The sequence below is a fragment of the Parabacteroides sp. AF17-28 genome, from assembly GCF_003479205.1.
Classification (GTDB): domain Bacteria; phylum Bacteroidota; class Bacteroidia; order Bacteroidales; family Tannerellaceae; genus Parabacteroides; species Parabacteroides acidifaciens.
In genome coordinates this window covers 29939-45405 of sequence record NZ_QUGV01000004.1, presented here as the reverse complement: position 1 = coordinate 45405, position 15467 = coordinate 29939, and the positions used below count along the sequence as shown (strand labels likewise).

Here is a 15467-nt window from a genome sequence, read left to right as displayed (position 1 = left end):
ACTGCATGATTAAAACATATCCATTTGATGCACATATTTCCCCTCTTCGTCGTACAGGTGCACGGCACAAGCTAAGCAGGGGTCGAACGAGTGGATGGTACGGAGAATCTCCAACGGCTGTTTCGGATCGTACACCGGAGTACCGATCAGGGCCGATTCGTAAGCGGAAAGGATGCCCTTTTCGTCACGCGGGGAGGCGTTCCAGGTTGTTGGCACGACCATCTGGTAGTTCTTTATCTTCTTGTCCTCGATCACAATGAAGTGGGCGAGGGCCCCGCGCGGCGCTTCGGTCAGGCCGACACCTTGCGCCTGTTTGGGCCAGGTTTCCTTTTCCCACATATAATGGTTGACCATGCGGGAATCGCCGTTCTCTAAGTTCTTGATCAGGCGGTCGTAGAACTCCAATGCCCAGTCAGCAGCCAACTTGCTTTCCAGTCCGCGGGCAGCCGTGCGTCCGAGGGTCGAGAAGAGGGCTTCGGCCGGCAGGTCGAGCTGTTTCAGGGTGTCGTCGATCAGGGTCTTTTGCGGTTCCTTGCCGGCGGCATATGCTACGATCATACGGGCCAGCGGACCGACTTCCATCGGTTCTTCCTTCCAGCGCGGCGTCTTGATCCAGCTGTATTTGTCTTTTACATCCAGATGTGTATAGGGCGGACGGGGGCCGGTGTAGTTCAGGTTCGTTTCGCCTTCGTACGGGTGCAGGCCGGCTTTGTCGCCTTGCGTATAGGTGTACCAGGAGTGGTAGATATATTCTTTGATCTCTTCGGATGAGTTGGCATCGACGGGATGTACTCGGCTCAGGTCGCGATCCAGGACGGTCCCGCGCGGCATCTTGTAGCTGTCCGTATCCCCATATTCGAACATCGGGAAATCACCGTAGGAGAGATAGTTCCTGACGCCGCCGCCGATTTTGCTCCATTCGTCCTTGTAGACATTCGCGATCATCAGCAGGTCGGGCACATAAACTTGGTCGATAAAGGTCTTTGCTTCTTGTAACTTTTGTTTGACCAGGTCCAGACGCTCGGTGTTGACGGCGTTTGCCTCGTTCAGGTCGATGCTGCACGGCATACCGCCTACTAAGTAGTTCGGATGCGGGTTCTTACCGCCGAAAACGGCATGCACTTTAACCACTTCCTTCTGCCATTCGAGGGCTTCGAGATAGTGGGCTACGGCAATCAGGTTCTGTTCGGGTGTCAGTTTATAGGCCGGATGTCCCCAGTAGCCGTTGGCGAAGATGCCGAGCTGTCCGCTGCCGACAAACTTCGTGAGCCGTTCTTTCAGTGCTGTGAAATAGCCGACAGAACTTTTCGGCCAGGGCGAGAGTTGTTGGGCAAGGACAGAAGCCTGGGCGGGATCGGCTTTGAGGGCGGAGACGACGTCTACCCAGTCGAGCGCATGCAACTGGTAAAAATGGACGACATGGTCGTGCATATATAAAACTGCCTCCATGATGTTGCGCACCAGTTGGGCATTGGGAGGTATCACGATATCGAACGCATTCTCAACCGCCCTGACAGAACAAAGGGAGTGGATGGAGGTACAAACCCCGCAGACACGTCCTACGAATACCCAGGCATCGCGCGGGTCGCGGTCTTTCACGATTGTCTCGATTCCGCGCACCATTGTGCCGGAGCTATATGCGTCCTTGATCTTACCGTTCTCTATTTCAGCCTCTACACGAAGATGGCCTTCTATGCGGGTAAGCGGGTCTACTACTATTCTTTCTGACATGACTCTTTTGAATTAATAATTGATAATTAAGAAATGGAGATTAGATTGTGGATTTGCTTTCAGGCTCGTCGTTGTCGATCAGTTCCTTCTTGCGTATGTTAGTGGCTACGGCGTGTACGGCAATGCCGGCAACTGTCGCGGCGCCGACTGCCAGGCCGATCTGGTCGGCAGTTGCCTCAATACCGAAGCCATGCACGTCGGGCAGTCGTTTATAGAAGGGGCTCATATCCCAGAACCCCGCTTCGCTGCACCCTAAGCAAGGATGCCCGCTCTGGATCGGGTAGCTGGTGCTCTCGTTCCATTTGATTATACCGCAGGAATTATAGGTGTTCGGCCCTTTGCAGCCAACCTTGTAAAGGCAGTAACCGCGTTTGGCATTCTCGTCGTCGAAACTTTCGACAAAGAGGCCGGCATCGAAGTTGGCACGGCGGTAGCAGGTGTCGTGTACGCGGCGGTTGTAGAACATCTTCGGACGTCCTAATGCGTCGAGCTGCGGCATGCGGTCGTAGGTCAGCATATAGACGATAACGCCTGTCATTACGTCGGCGATAGGAGGGCAACCCTGCACGTTCATCAGCGGTTTGCCTTTGATCAGTTTGTGGATGGCTTTCGCTCCTGTCGGATTAGGGTTGGCGGCTTGTACGCAGCCGGCCGATGCGCAGTTGCCCCATGCGATGATCGCTTTTGCCCCTTCGGCACATTCTTCGACGATCTGCATCGCGCTCTTTCCGCCGACACAGCAGTAGGCTTCATCGCGGGTAGGGATGGAGCCTTCAATCATCAGGAGATATTCTCCCCAATATTTCTTCATGGTCTCCTCTTTGCAGGCTTCAGCCTGGAAACCGGAGGCAGCCATCAGCGTCTCGGTGTAGTCGAGCGAGATGTTATCGAACAGCAGGTTACCCACCGTAGGATGATAGGAGCGGATGAACGATTCGCTACAGCAGGTGCATTCCTGCAGGTGGAGCCAGATGACAGGTAGTCGGGGCTTCGTTTCGAGTGCTTTTACTACTTGTGCCACACCGCTCGATTCGAGTCCGATCAGGGCGGCAACGGTGGTACAGAATTTCAGGAAATCCCGGCGCGAGATGCCTTTCTCCAGGCATTCTTCGTAGATAGACGGTCTTTTATTATCCATATCTTAGTCATTTGTGTTTCTTTCTTCTCCCTAAATCAGCATATCCTCGGCAACTGTTCCCCGCTGAGCATATCGACGATCCGGTAGTTGCCATACAAGGTCTTCATCTTCACCAACGGTTTGCCTTTCATGCCGATATGGCCAATAACGGCAGCACCTTTCCCTTCGGGACAGTTTCGCATGATGGCGAGCGCTTTGTCCGCCTTCTCTTCCGGCAGGATTGCCAGCACCAGGCCCTCGTTGGCCACATAAAGCGGATCGAGGCCCAATATCTCCGAAGCTCCACGCACAGCATCCGGGATGGGCAGCGAAGCCTCGTCCAGGATGATCTCCACGCCGGCAGCCTGTGCGATCTCGTTCAGTGTCCCGCTCACGCCTCCCCGCGTGGGGTCGCGCAGGACATGGACGTCCTCTATAGAATCCAACAAGCCGGCAATCATATTGTTCAGCGAAACCGTGTCGCTTTTCAGGTTTGTCTCGAATCCGAGGCTTTCGCGGGCGGAGAGGATGGTGATGCCGTGAGGGCCGATCGGTCCGCTGCATATCACCACGTCGCCGGGTTGTGCCCTGTCGGGGGAGATGCGGACACCTTCGCGTACGACACCGATGCCGCTTGTATTGATGAACAGTTTGTCGCATTTGCCCCGTTCCACCACTTTCGTATCGCCAGCCACGATCTGCACGCCAGCCCGTTCGGCAGCCGCTTTCATCGACTTGACAATGCGTCGGAGGTCAGACAGCGGAAGCCCTTCTTCCAGTATAAACCCAGCTGTCAGGTAAAGCGGACGGGCGCCACAGCAGGCAAGGTCATTCACTGTCCCGTTCACGGCCAGATCGCCGATATCACCGCCGGGAAAGAAGATCGGGTCTACTACGAAGGAATCGGTCGAGCAGGCCATCCGCCCGGCTTCCACTGGAAAGACGCATCCGTCGTGGTCCTGTTCCAACAACGGGTTGCGGAAGGCAGGGTAGAAAATGCCGCTGATCAGTTCGTGCGTCAGCCGTCCCCCGCCGCCATGTGCCAGTAGCACGCAGTCGGAGTCGGTAAAAGGGAGGGGACAATTGGTTGTTATCATATCTCGTTGTCTTATTTGTATTTATAATAAGCTGCACATACACCTTCCGATGAAACCATCGGTGCACCGACCGGATGTTCCGGAGTACAGCGGGTCCCAAAGAAGGGGCAGTCTTTGGTTTGTTTGATTCCCCGCATGATGTCGCCGGCGATGCACCGCTCCCTTCCCACGCTCGGCGCGGAATCGCAAAGAGACTGCTCGTCAGCCGACAAGGGGAAACGTCGGGCGGCATCGTATCGTGCAAACGCTTCTTGCAGACGCATCCCGCTTTGCGGAATTATCCCAATTCCACGCCATTCCTGGTCACAGCTTTCAAGCATCTCCGCCATCAGGGCGCGGGCTGCCGGATTTCCCTCTTCGGGAACAGCCCGTTTATAGGCATTTTCAACCTTATATATACCCGCTTCCAACTGAAGCAGGCAGCGGTAAATACCATAGAGCAGGTCGGCCGGTTCGAACCCGGTGACGACCATCGGTGTTTTATAGCGGGCAGCCAGGTGGTGATAGGCTTCGTTCCCGGTTATAGCACAGACATGACCAGCTGTCAGGAAACCGTCCACGCGTGACCCGGCGTCTGTCAAGATCGCCTCTATGGCCGGTGGAACCATGAACAGGGAGGTGAGTAAAGAGAAGTTATCCAGTTTCCGGCGTATCGCTTCTTTCAGGGCCATCATGTGCACAGGGGCAGTCGTCTCAAACCCTATCGCGAAAAATACAATTTGCTTATCCGGATAGCGGACAGCCAGGTCTACGGCGTCCAACGGCGAGTACAACATTCGGACATCCGCCCCGTGTGCCTTCACCCGGAGCAGGTCTTCCCGGCTTCCCGGCACGCGCATCATATCGCCGAAAGAGGCCAATATGACATCCGGCCGTTTCGCCAGTCCGAGCGCCCGGTCGATAATCCCGACAGGTGTCACACAGACCGGGCAGCCCGGTCCATGAAGCAGCCTGACCTTTTCCGGCAGCATCTCTTCCAGGCGATATCGGGCAATGGCATGCGTCTGTCCTCCGCATATCTCCATGATATGCCAGGGTTTCGTCACCACCTTCCGGATAGCCCGCACAAGTGACCGGACCTGTTCCGTATCCCGGTATTCGTCGATATATTTCATTCGATTGTCAGTTTCTTCAGATCTTCCAGCGTTTCGCAAGCCTGTTCGGCATCGACAACGGCAATCGCCATCCCGGCATGTGCCAGGACATAATCACCTTCACCTGCATTGACCCATTGGATGCAGATGTTTTTCACAATCCCGCTAAAATCTACTTTAGCCATTTTAAGCTCAGGAATAGAATCGTCGACGCTCAGTATTTTTCCAGGTATAGCAAGACACATAGTAGTATAATCTTTGTTATATTTATCTAACTCCAAAAGTAGGCAATATGTTCAGAAGAAATGTATCATATCACACATTTCTGTTTATCTCCCGGATAGATATAATTTATAAGGGTTATAGAAAATAGCCATTCGGCATGTTTGTTTATTCTTAGGAAAGGGGTTACATTTGTCAAAACGTAAATTGAAAAGATGAAAAAGACGGGTGTTGTCATATCAGTTCTGACCATTCAGGGTTTAGTACAGGGAGTAGGCTTCCGCCCGTTTATTTATCGCATAGCCAGTGAGATGGGAATTAGCGGAGAGGTGGACAACCGGAACAACGGGGTCTGCATCCGTGCCGCCTTGACAGCCTTGCAGCGTGAACAGCTTATCGGGCGCATCCGGCGCGAACATCCGGTCGTGGCTTCCATCCATCGTATCTCGGTTTCGGAAATAGTGATGGCAGAAAACCCCTATACGGATTTTCGTATTACTCCCAGTCGTTCGGATTCGGACGAAGTGACGCAGGTAGCTCCCGATATTGCCGTCTGTCCTGAATGTCTGCGCGACAGGAAGGCGCAACCGCACCGCCTGCAATATCCTTTTATCAACTGTACCCTTTGCGGGCCGCGCTTTTCCATTATCTGCGATCTGCCTTACGACAGGCGGCAGACGACTATGTCGGCTTTTCCGATGTGCTCCGAATGCCGGAAGGAATATACGACCGTCAGCGATCGCCGCTTTCATGCCGAACCGGTTGCCTGTAACCATTGCGGGCCTTCTTACTACACATTATATAACAGAGAAACACTGACGGACTATCCGGAGCTGCTCGCCCTCTCATCCCGCTTGCTTGGGGAAGGAGAGGTGATCGCGGCAAAAGGGATCGGCGGTTATCATCTGGTCTGCGACGCGACGAACGAGCAGGCTGTCGCCCGCCTTCGGGAGATCAAACAGCGCGACGGGAAGCCTTTTGCCGTGATGTTCCGCAATCCGGAACAGGTCCGGCAGTTTGCATGGTTGAACGGGGTCGAAGAGGAATGTCTCCTTTCGTGGCGCCGTCCGATCGTGTTGCTGAAACAACGCCGTCCGCTGGCCGCCTCTGTCAATCCGGGGATGCAAACTTTAGGGTGTATGCTTCCTTATATGCCGATCCATGAAGATTGGTTCGAACGGTTGGATACGCCTGTGTTAGTAATGACGAGCGGTAATCTCAGCGATTGCCCGATTGCCATTACGCCTGGAGAAGCCGAAAGGCAACTGGCGGGGAAAGTGCCGCTTTTGCTTCATCATAATCGGGATATCCATAACCGGGTGGATGATTCCGTCCTGCAGGTTTGCGGTGGACAGCCTTGCCTGATGCGCCGCTCGCGTGGATATGTGCCAGAGCCTTTCTTTGCCGATATGCCGGTGGAAGGAATTTTGGCTTTCGGTGCTGAAAAGGTGAACACTTTTGCATTGGGAAAAGGGGAGACGATCCTGCAAAGCCAGTATATCGGCGATCTGAAGAATTGGGAAACATACCGGTTTTACACAGAGTCGCTCGAACGTTTCCGGCATCTTTTCCGTTTCCGGCCGTCCCGCTTGGTGTGCGATTTACATCCTGACTATCTTTCGTCTCGCGAAGCGGAACGTCTCTCTTCGGACCTGCATCTCCCTTTGCTGCACGTACAGCATCATCATGCACATGCGGCAGCTTGTATGTTGGAATATGGCCTCGATGAGCCGGTGATCGCACTCGTGCTGGACGGTACGGGCTTAGGCGATGACGGCAAGGCGTGGGGCGGTGAGATTTTCCTTTGCGATCGCAGGAGCTATAAGCGGCTTTCGCATCTGGAATATGTGCCGCTTCCGGGAGGTGACAAAGCTTCGACGGAGCCTTGGCGCATGGCGGTTGCCTGCCTGTGGCATTATTTCGGGGATGAACTACCTTTTCCTTCCGGCTTTGTGCAGCGAATCGGAGAGGCTAAAATACAAATGCTTCTGAAGATGATGGAGAAAGGCATTAATACGCCTTATACGTCCAGTGCAGGCAGACTGTTCGATGCTGTCGCCTCGTTATTGGGTGTTTGCGATGTTTCTACGCATCAAGCAGAAGCACCTGTCAAGTTGGAACAATTAGCATCGGATGAACATCAAAGCCGTTATTCTGTTCTAATAGAAGAAGAGGTTATTTCCATGCGTCCGGTGCTGAAAGGAATCTTAGAGGATCTGAATGCAGGCGTTCCGGCAGGTGATCTGTCCTCCCGCTTCCATAATACGCTGTCATGGTTGTTGTTGGAGAAAGCGAAGCTGTACAGGTTGCAAACGGGAGTGGAGAAGGTTGTGATTTCCGGCGGTTGCTTTCAGAACAAACGTTTGACGGAGCAGTTGCAGCGTATGTTTGTCAAGGAAAGCATTCCTTTATATGTTCCGGGACGTATTCCCTGCAATGACGGAGGAATAGCGGTCGGACAACTGGCAATTGCTGCTTCTCTGTATGAAGGAAAGTAGTATTGATTTAAAACAGAAAACATCTATCGTTGCCATGCACGAATTATCAATTGCTCAAAGCATCGTTCAATTATCCGAGCAACAAGCCCGTGAACACCATTCTTCACAGATAGAAGAGGTGGAACTCGAGATCGGCAGGCTTGCAGGAGTCGAATTGCAGACGCTCGAGTTTGCGATGGAAAGTGCAGTGAAGGGAACTTTGCTCGAGAAGGCAAAGATCATTCGTCATTATATAGACGGGGAAGGACAGTGTTCCGATTGCGAGACGGTCTTTCCGGTCGGAAACTTATTTTCACCCTGCCCGAATTGCGGTTCTTATCTGGTTAATATCACAAAAGGGCGGGAACTAAGAATCAAATCAATTGTTATAAAATAAAACAAACGCTTATGTGTGGAACTTGCGGATGCGGAGAGCATCATCATCACGATCATGATCATGAACACGGACATGAACATCATCACCTTCATCATCACGATGAAGGGAAAGTCATAACACTCGAACAAGATATCCTTCAGCGTAATAATCTGTTGGCAGAACGTAATCGAGGCTATTTTGAAGCCAAGCATATTTTCTGCCTGAACTTGATGAGTTCGCCGGGATCCGGTAAAACGACCCTGTTGGAAGAGACGATACGGCGTTTGACCGCCGGAGCTGCTTCCGGACAGTCTTCACAGATATATGTGATCGAAGGCGACCAGCAAACTTCGAACGATGCCGACCGTATAGCTGCACTTAACGTTCCTGTTTTCCAGGTTAATACCGGAACTGGCTGTCATCTGGAAGCCGATATGGTCAATCATGCCGTCAAGCATCTGAATCCTTCCGACGGCTCTATCTTGTTTGTGGAGAATGTCGGCAATTTGGTTTGCCCCGCTATGTTCGATCTCGGAGAGGCGAAGAAAGTGGTTATCGTCAGCACTACCGAAGGAGACGACAAGCCTCTGAAATATCCTCATATCTTCCTGGAAGCAGATATCTGTATCATCAACAAGATCGACTTGGCTCCTTATCTGGAGACAGATGTGGAAACATTGCGCAGCAACGCCCTGAAGGTGAATCACCACCTGCAGTTGTTCGAAGTATCGGCCACCAAAGGGACAGGAATGGATGTTTGGTGCGACTGGTTAGTGGCTGAATGTACAAAATGTAAATAAATTACCTTTGATTTAATGAATAAACGGATAAAAAGACTATATTTGTTCCCATTCATTGAACCAAATTGATCAAAATGTTATGATTAACCGAGAATTAATTAATCCTCAAAGCATCGTAGTGGTGGGAGGATCCAATAATGTACATAAACCGGGCGGCCGCTTGGTGCGGAACTTGCTGGACGGAAAGTACAAAGGCGAACTGTATGTCGTAAATGCAAAGGAAGACGATGTGCAGGGAGTAAAATCGTATCACTCCGTGCACGATATTCCGGATACGGAATTGGCAATCATCTCTATACCAGGCCCGTCGTGTCCGGAAGCTGTGGAAGTGCTTGCCAAGGAGAAAAATGTCAAGGCTTTTATCGTCGTGTCTGCCGGTTTCGGAGAGGAAACGCATGAAGGCGGCATTTTGGAAGACCAGATGCTGAAGAGCATTAATGATGCCGGGGCTTCGATGATCGGTCCGAACTGTATCGGTCTGATGAATATGAATTATCACGGTGTCTTTACCCAACCGATTCCGGAGTTTCATGCGGACGGTGTGGACTTCGTTTCCAGTTCCGGCGGTACAGCACTCTTCATCATCGAATCGGCACTGACAAAAGGACTTCGTTTCTCTTCCGTTTGGTCTGTCGGCAATTCCAAGCAGATCGGTGTGGAAGATGTCATTGAATATATGGACCGAAACTTCGATCCTGTCCTCGACTCTAAGATAAAGATGCTTTATATCGAACAAATTAAGAATCCCGATAAACTCCTGTACCATGCTGCTTCTTTAATTCGCAAAGGCTGCCATATTGCAGCTATTAAGGCGGGAAGCACCGATGTGGGCAAGCGTGCAGCTTCTTCCCATACCGGAGCGATAGCCAATTCGGACTCTGCCGTAGAAGCCTTGTTCCGTAAAGCAGGTATCGTGCGTTGTTTCAGCCGTGAGGAGTTGACAACTGTTGCCAGCATCTTTACATTGAAAGAAGTTAGAGGGAAGAACTGTGCGATTATCACGCATGCCGGCGGTCCGGCCGTTATGTTGGCAGATGCATTGGAGAAAGGACGCCTGAATGTCCCGAAACTGGATGGTCCGGTTGCAGCGGAATTGAAATCCAAACTATATCCGGGTGCAGCCGTAGGCAATCCGATCGACATAATCGGGACGGGCACGCCTGAACATCTGGCTACAGCCATTGATTTCTGTGAAAACCGTTTTGAGGACATCGACCTGATGATGGTTATATTCGGCAGTCCGGGCTTGGTTAAGCTCTATGATACCTACGAAGTTCTCCATAAGAAAATGGAAGAATGCAAGAAACCGATCTTCCCTGTATTGCCTTCTATCGTGACGGCTGGTCCGGAAGTGAAAAGTTTCGTAAAGAAGGGACATGTAAACTTCTCCGACGAGGTAACGCTTGGTACGGCTCTTTCACGCGTGATCAACACACCAAAGCCGATGAGCACGGATATCCAGCTATATGGAGTCGATGTTCCTGAAGTTCGCCGTATTATAGATCGTTTGCCAGGCAGCGGTTATCTGAGTCCTGAAGAAGTCCGTACGCTGTTGAAAGCAGCCCAGATCCCGGTAGTGGAAGAGTTTACGTCGACCGACCGCGACGAACTGGTTGCTTTTGCCAAGAAAGTGAAATTCCCGGTTGTCGCCAAAGTAGTCGGTCCTGTGCATAAGAGCGATATCGGTGGCGTCGCTTTGAATATCCGCAGTGAGGAACATCTGATATTCGAATATGAACGTATGATGCGTCTGCCGGATGTGACCGCCATTATGGTGCAACCGATGCTGAAAGGGCAGGAGCTGTTCTTAGGAGCCAAATATGAAGATCGTTTCGGGCATGTCGTATTGTGCGGCCTGGGAGGAATCTTTGTAGAAGTATTGAAAGACGTATCGTATGGTTTGGCTCCTTTGTCGTACGATGAGACGTATTCAATGATACGTTCCTTACGAGGTTATCCTATTATAAAAGGTACGAGAGGTCAGCGTGGCATCGACGAACAGCAATATGCCGATATCATCGTCCGCCTGTCTACACTGCTCCGCTTTGCTTCCGAGATCAAGGAAATGGATATTAATCCGCTTGTAGCGACGGAACGCGGGCTGTTTGCTGTGGATGCGCGCATACGGATTGAGAAATAAATACATTGTTAAAGTCTTGAAATTAAACAACCTGTATTTCGAAAGTTGGATTTGAAACTTTTGGAATACAGGTTATTTCTTTTAGGCTTTAAAAATTCCCGCACGCAAATGTAGTTATTTACCAGATATGGATAGTAAAAAATAGTTGTAAAACATCTAAAATTAATTAACTATTTATAGCTGTGCAACCTTTAAATAGCATATATTTGCATCATTGCAATCTGGAGATAGCAAAACTAAAATCTAAATTAATATACTGTCGAATATGGAAAGAAAAAGAGTTTACACATTCGGAAATGGAAAAGCCGAAGGTAAAGCAGACATGAGAAATCTGCTTGGGGGCAAAGGTGCTAACCTTGCCGAAATGAATCTGATTGGTGTTCCGGTTCCTCCGGGATTTACTATTACCACGGATGTTTGTTCTGAATATTATGATTTAGGCAAGGATAAAGTGGTCGAACTGTTGAAAGCAGACGTTGAGAAGGCTATTGCTAACATCGAGACGCTGATGAATTCAAAGTTTGGTGATGTTGCCAATCCGTTGTTGGTATCCGTACGTTCCGGTGCACGCGCATCTATGCCGGGTATGATGGACACGATCCTGAATCTGGGTTTGAATGACGAAGTGGTGGAAGGTATGAGCCGTAAAACGAACAATCCTCGTTTCGCCTGGGATTCATACCGCCGTTTCGTTCAGATGTACGGTGACGTCGTATTGGGGATGAAACCGACTAATAAGGAAGATATCGACCCGTTTGAAGCAATCATCGAAGAAGTGAAAGAAGCAAAAGGTGTTAAGCTGGACAACGAGCTGGATGTAGAAGACCTGAAAACACTGGTTGCTAAATTCAAGGCTGCAGTTAAAGCTCAGACAGGCAAAGATTTCCCGACTTCTGCGTATGAACAGCTTTGGGGTGCTATCTGTGCTGTATTTGACAGCTGGATGAATGAACGCGCTATCCTGTATCGTAAGATGGAAGGTATTCCTGCTGAATGGGGAACTGCTGTCAGCGTACAGGCAATGGTGTTTGGTAATATGGGCGAAACTTCTGCAACAGGCGTATGTTTCTCCCGTGATGCCGGAAATGGCGAAGATCTATTCAATGGTGAATATCTGATTAATGCTCAGGGCGAAGACGTGGTAGCCGGTATCCGTACGCCACAGCAGATCACGAAGATCGGTTCACAGCGTTGGGCTGAACGTGCCGGCATTTCAGAAGAAGACCGCATAGCTAAATATCCTTCTATGGAAGAAGCAATGCCGGAAATCTATAAACAGTTGGATGAGTTGCAGACAAAGTTGGAAAACCATTATCGTGACATGCAAGACATGGAATTCACTGTACAGGAAGGCAAACTGTGGTTCTTGCAAACTCGTAACGGCAAACGTACCGGTGCTGCAATGGTCAAGATCGCAATCGACTTGTTGCATCAGGGAATGATTGACGAAAAGACGGCTTTGGCCCGTATCGAACCGAATAAACTGGATGAATTGCTTCACCCGGTATTCGATAAAGTGGCTGAAAAACAAGCTAAAGTATGGGTGAAAGGTTTGCCTGCATCGCCGGGTGCAGCTACCGGACAGATCGTTTTCTTTGCTGACGATGCTGCCAAATGGCATGCCGATGGAAAGAAAGTCGTAATGGTCCGTATCGAAACATCTCCTGAAGACTTAGCTGGTATGGCTGTTGCCGAAGGTATCCTGACGGCTCGCGGTGGTATGACTTCTCACGCAGCTGTTGTGGCTCGTGGTATGGGTAAATGTTGCGTATCCGGCGCTGGCGCTTTGGAAATCGATTATAAGAATAAAACAGTTGAAGTAGACGGCGTTAAGTTGAAAGAAGGAGATTATATATCTATCAACGGTACGACCGGAACTGTTTATGTCGGGAAGGTTGAGACGAAAGCAGCCGAACTGTCCGGTGATTTTGCCGAATTAATGACATTGGCAGATAAATATACGAAATTACAGGTTCGTACAAATGCCGATACTCCGCATGATGCTATTATTGCCCGTAATTTCGGTGCCGTTGGTATTGGTCTGTGCCGCACGGAACATATGTTCTTCGATGGTGAAAAGATCAAGGCTATGCGTGAAATGATTTTGGCGGAAGATGCTGAAGGCCGTAAGAATGCACTGGCTAAGATTCTGCCTTACCAAAAAGAAGACTTCAAAGGCATCTTCAAGGCAATGGCCGGTTGTCCGGTTACTGTTCGTCTGCTCGATCCTCCTTTGCACGAATTTGTTCCTCACGATCTGAAGGGACAGGAAGAAATGGCAACAGCGATGGGTGTGTCGGTAAAAGAAATCCAGAAGCGCGTAGAATCACTTTGTGAACATAACCCGATGCTTGGACATCGTGGCTGTCGTTTAGGAAATACGTATCCCGAAATTACGGAAATGCAGACGCGCGCAATCTTGGGAGCTGCTTTGGAACTGAAAAAAGAAGGTATCGAGGCTAAACCGGAAATCATGGTTCCGCTGACTGGTATTTTATACGAATTCAAGGAACAGGAGAAGGTTATTCGTGAAGCTGCCGCACAACTGTTTAAGGAAGTGGGAGACAGCATCGACTTCAAAGTCGGTACAATGATCGAGATCCCGCGTGCAGCATTGACAGCTGACCGTATCGCTTCTTCTGCCGAATTCTTCTCGTTCGGAACAAACGACCTGACACAGATGACCTTCGGTTACTCTCGTGACGATATCGCTTCCTTCCTTCCGGTTTACCTGGAAAAGAAGATTCTGAAAGTCGATCCGTTCCAGGTTCTTGACCAGAATGGAGTAGGACAGCTGGTTCGTATGGCTACAGAAAAAGGTCGCGCTATCCGTCCGGACCTGAAATGCGGTATCTGTGGCGAACATGGCGGCGAACCCTCTTCTGTCAAGTTCTGTCATAAGGTTGGCTTGAACTATGTTTCCTGCTCTCCGTTCCGCGTGCCGATCGCACGTATTGCGGCAGCTCAGGCAGCTATAGAAGAATAAAACAACAGTCGATGAAAGTTCGATGCCCATGAAAATTTAGTTTCATGGGCATGAAACTAAATTTTCATCCGCATGGAACTAAATTTTCATCCGCATGGAACTATTTTTTCGTGCGGATGAATTTTTTTATCCTAAGGTGTTGCGAGTTGGCGTTCCGTAGAAAACTTTTTATTGACAAAAAGTGCAGGAATAAAGATAAAATCATGTATATTTGTTTCCTGATGATGAACGAATAAACAATATCTACGTATGGAGCGGTATTTAATAATTAAGACGAGAGATGAATTGTTGCGTATTAAGATAGGGCAGATCCTCTATTTTGAAGCTGATAGAAATTACACCAAATTACTATTATCTAACGGGATCCAATTCACATTTGCAATTAATATAGGGAAAATAGAAGAAATATTGGAAAAACAGGTGGCTGGCTGTAATGCAATCTTAATGCGTGTAGGCAAAAGCCATATCATCAATAAAAATCATATCCTGCAGATAAATCTTCCCAAACAGAAATTGTTGTTGCTGACACAAGATGGGAAACCAAGGGAACTGGTGATATCCAAAGATCCATTAAAAGTGTTGAAAGATACGCTTGAGAAGGAAATGGGGAAGCCTGAAGAACCAAAAGCTGTTACAGAATGATTATAAAAATCGGAAAAGCGAATGATAATGACTTTGTAGTAGACGATCCTCATGTCAGCCGGTATCATGCGAGACTGATACGTGAAGAAGAGGGAGGATGTTGGCTACTTGAAGATTTGGACTCGACAAACGGAACGTTTGTGAATGGTGCTCAGATCGTCAAAAAGCGTGTGACACCCAGCGATACTATCAAATTAGGAGATAATTATGTTCTGAACATTTCAGAAGCGCTAAAATTTAATAATGATTATAGCGAAGAGTTTGCGACTTTGAAGCAAGTATATGATAATTATATTCAAGCAAAAGTTAAGATTCAGTCGTCTAATCAATTTAAAACCAGACTGTTCCAATCTTTACCTTTTGCAATACCCGGTGTGGTCGGTGTTGTGATAGGTTTCTTAGGAAAGGGAAGTCCGGAATTGTTTGTAGTGAGTCTGTTTATTACGGTTTGTGCTCCGACTGTCGGTATATATTTAGGTGCGAAACAATCGGCAAAGACACCACAGTTGTTGCAGGATTTGACCAATCAGTTCAAAATAGATTATGTTTGCCCCAAATGTGGAACGTTTTTAGGTGAAATACCCTGGGAGTCATTGCGCAACAGAAAACAGTGTCCGGTATCTTCCTGTAAAGCAAAATGGGTGGGTGAATAGTTTTCCGTTTTATATACTAAAAGTAATACTTTCGTACAGTAAACCCAAACATTTGATTATAAGGAACTATTTTGTATTTGGATGTCAATTCGTTTCCTTACTTTTGTTTCCAGAAAATTTAATTATAACATT

The 15467-nt window shown here is 49.1% G+C and carries 12 protein-coding genes; 7 read left to right on the top strand and 5 right to left on the bottom strand.

Features of this window, described 5'->3' with window-relative positions:
* Nucleotides 1-9: 9 nt before the first annotated feature.
* From DWW90_RS03750 to DWW90_RS03730, 5 genes are read right to left on the bottom strand one after another with little or no spacing between them, the layout of a single operon-like run.
* A complete protein-coding gene (locus tag DWW90_RS03750) occupies nucleotides 10-1731 on the bottom strand; it encodes a nickel-dependent hydrogenase large subunit (protein WP_122344050.1) in 1722 nt (573 codons plus the stop codon).
* 40 nt (nucleotides 1732-1771) lie between these two features.
* Nucleotides 1772-2869: a hydrogenase small subunit gene (locus DWW90_RS03745; RefSeq protein WP_122344049.1), complete on the bottom strand. Its 1098-nt coding sequence runs from the start codon at nucleotides 2867-2869 to the stop codon at nucleotides 1772-1774.
* 35 nt (nucleotides 2870-2904) lie between these two features.
* Nucleotides 2905-3945: a hydrogenase expression/formation protein HypE gene (hypE, locus tag DWW90_RS03740; protein ID WP_122344048.1), complete on the bottom strand. Its 1041-nt coding sequence runs from the start codon at nucleotides 3943-3945 to the stop codon at nucleotides 2905-2907.
* 11 nt (nucleotides 3946-3956) lie between these two features.
* Nucleotides 3957-5060, bottom strand: a complete 1104-nt coding sequence (gene hypD / locus DWW90_RS03735; protein WP_122344047.1) for a hydrogenase formation protein HypD — start codon at nucleotides 5058-5060, stop codon at nucleotides 3957-3959.
* Nucleotides 5057-5284 (bottom strand): HypC/HybG/HupF family hydrogenase formation chaperone, encoded by a 228-nt coding sequence (locus DWW90_RS03730; protein WP_122344046.1) that lies wholly within the window; start codon nucleotides 5282-5284, stop codon nucleotides 5057-5059. The genes hypD and DWW90_RS03730 overlap by 4 nt, the downstream gene beginning before the upstream one ends.
* A 192-nt stretch (nucleotides 5285-5476) precedes the next feature.
* On the opposite strand from DWW90_RS03730, the gene hypF reads away from it, so the two are divergent.
* From hypF to DWW90_RS03695, 7 genes are all read left to right on the top strand, one after another.
* Nucleotides 5477-7759, top strand: a complete 2283-nt coding sequence (gene hypF / locus DWW90_RS03725; protein ID WP_122344045.1) for a carbamoyltransferase HypF — start codon at nucleotides 5477-5479, stop codon at nucleotides 7757-7759.
* 34 nt (nucleotides 7760-7793) lie between these two features.
* Nucleotides 7794-8135: a hydrogenase maturation nickel metallochaperone HypA gene (gene hypA / locus DWW90_RS03720; RefSeq protein WP_115497802.1), complete on the top strand. Its 342-nt coding sequence runs from the start codon at nucleotides 7794-7796 to the stop codon at nucleotides 8133-8135.
* Nucleotides 8136-8146: 11 nt separating this feature from the next.
* Entirely contained in the window at nucleotides 8147-8914 is a 768-nt protein-coding gene (hypB, locus tag DWW90_RS03715; RefSeq protein ID WP_122344044.1) for a hydrogenase nickel incorporation protein HypB, read from the top strand.
* Nucleotides 8915-8993: 79 nt separating this feature from the next.
* On the top strand, nucleotides 8994-11054 hold the full coding sequence (locus tag DWW90_RS03710) for an acetate--CoA ligase family protein (RefSeq protein WP_122344043.1): 2061 nt from the start codon (nucleotides 8994-8996) through the stop codon (nucleotides 11052-11054).
* A gap of 265 nt (nucleotides 11055-11319) precedes the next feature.
* The gene (ppdK, locus tag DWW90_RS03705) at nucleotides 11320-14040 is read left to right on the top strand and encodes a pyruvate, phosphate dikinase (RefSeq protein ID WP_115497673.1); all 2721 of its coding nucleotides are present in this window, start codon (nucleotides 11320-11322) and stop codon (nucleotides 14038-14040) included.
* Nucleotides 14041-14289: 249 nt separating this feature from the next.
* Complete coding sequence (locus tag DWW90_RS03700; protein ID WP_115497672.1) at nucleotides 14290-14682, top strand: LytTR family DNA-binding domain-containing protein; 393 nt, start codon at nucleotides 14290-14292, stop codon at nucleotides 14680-14682.
* A complete protein-coding gene (locus DWW90_RS03695) occupies nucleotides 14679-15335 on the top strand; it encodes an FHA domain-containing protein (protein ID WP_122344042.1) in 657 nt (218 codons plus the stop codon). Before DWW90_RS03700 ends, DWW90_RS03695 begins: the two co-directional genes overlap by 4 nt.
* Nucleotides 15336-15467: the final 132 nt, after the last annotated feature.

Excerpts from the sequence above, each read along its gene's own strand:
- hypA (WP_115497802.1), top strand. The coding sequence starts at position 7,794 with ATGCACGAATTATCAATTGCTCAAAGCATCGTTCAATTATCCGAGCAA.
- hypD (WP_122344047.1), bottom strand. The coding sequence starts at position 5,060 with ATGAAATATATCGACGAATACCGGGATACGGAACAGGTCCGGTCACTT.
- hypE (WP_122344048.1), bottom strand. The coding sequence starts at position 3,945 with ATGATAACAACCAATTGTCCCCTCCCTTTTACCGACTCCGACTGCGTG.
- hypB (WP_122344044.1), top strand. The coding sequence starts at position 8,147 with ATGTGTGGAACTTGCGGATGCGGAGAGCATCATCATCACGATCATGAT.
- DWW90_RS03700 (WP_115497672.1), top strand. The coding sequence starts at position 14,290 with ATGGAGCGGTATTTAATAATTAAGACGAGAGATGAATTGTTGCGTATT.
- hypF (WP_122344045.1), top strand. The coding sequence starts at position 5,477 with ATGAAAAAGACGGGTGTTGTCATATCAGTTCTGACCATTCAGGGTTTA.
- DWW90_RS03750 (WP_122344050.1), bottom strand. The coding sequence starts at position 1,731 with ATGTCAGAAAGAATAGTAGTAGACCCGCTTACCCGCATAGAAGGCCAT.
- DWW90_RS03695 (WP_122344042.1), top strand. The coding sequence starts at position 14,679 with ATGATTATAAAAATCGGAAAAGCGAATGATAATGACTTTGTAGTAGAC.
- ppdK (WP_115497673.1), top strand. The coding sequence starts at position 11,320 with ATGGAAAGAAAAAGAGTTTACACATTCGGAAATGGAAAAGCCGAAGGT.
- DWW90_RS03730 (WP_122344046.1), bottom strand. The coding sequence starts at position 5,284 with ATGTGTCTTGCTATACCTGGAAAAATACTGAGCGTCGACGATTCTATT.
- DWW90_RS03710 (WP_122344043.1), top strand. The coding sequence starts at position 8,994 with ATGATTAACCGAGAATTAATTAATCCTCAAAGCATCGTAGTGGTGGGA.
- DWW90_RS03745 (WP_122344049.1), bottom strand. The coding sequence starts at position 2,869 with ATGGATAATAAAAGACCGTCTATCTACGAAGAATGCCTGGAGAAAGGC.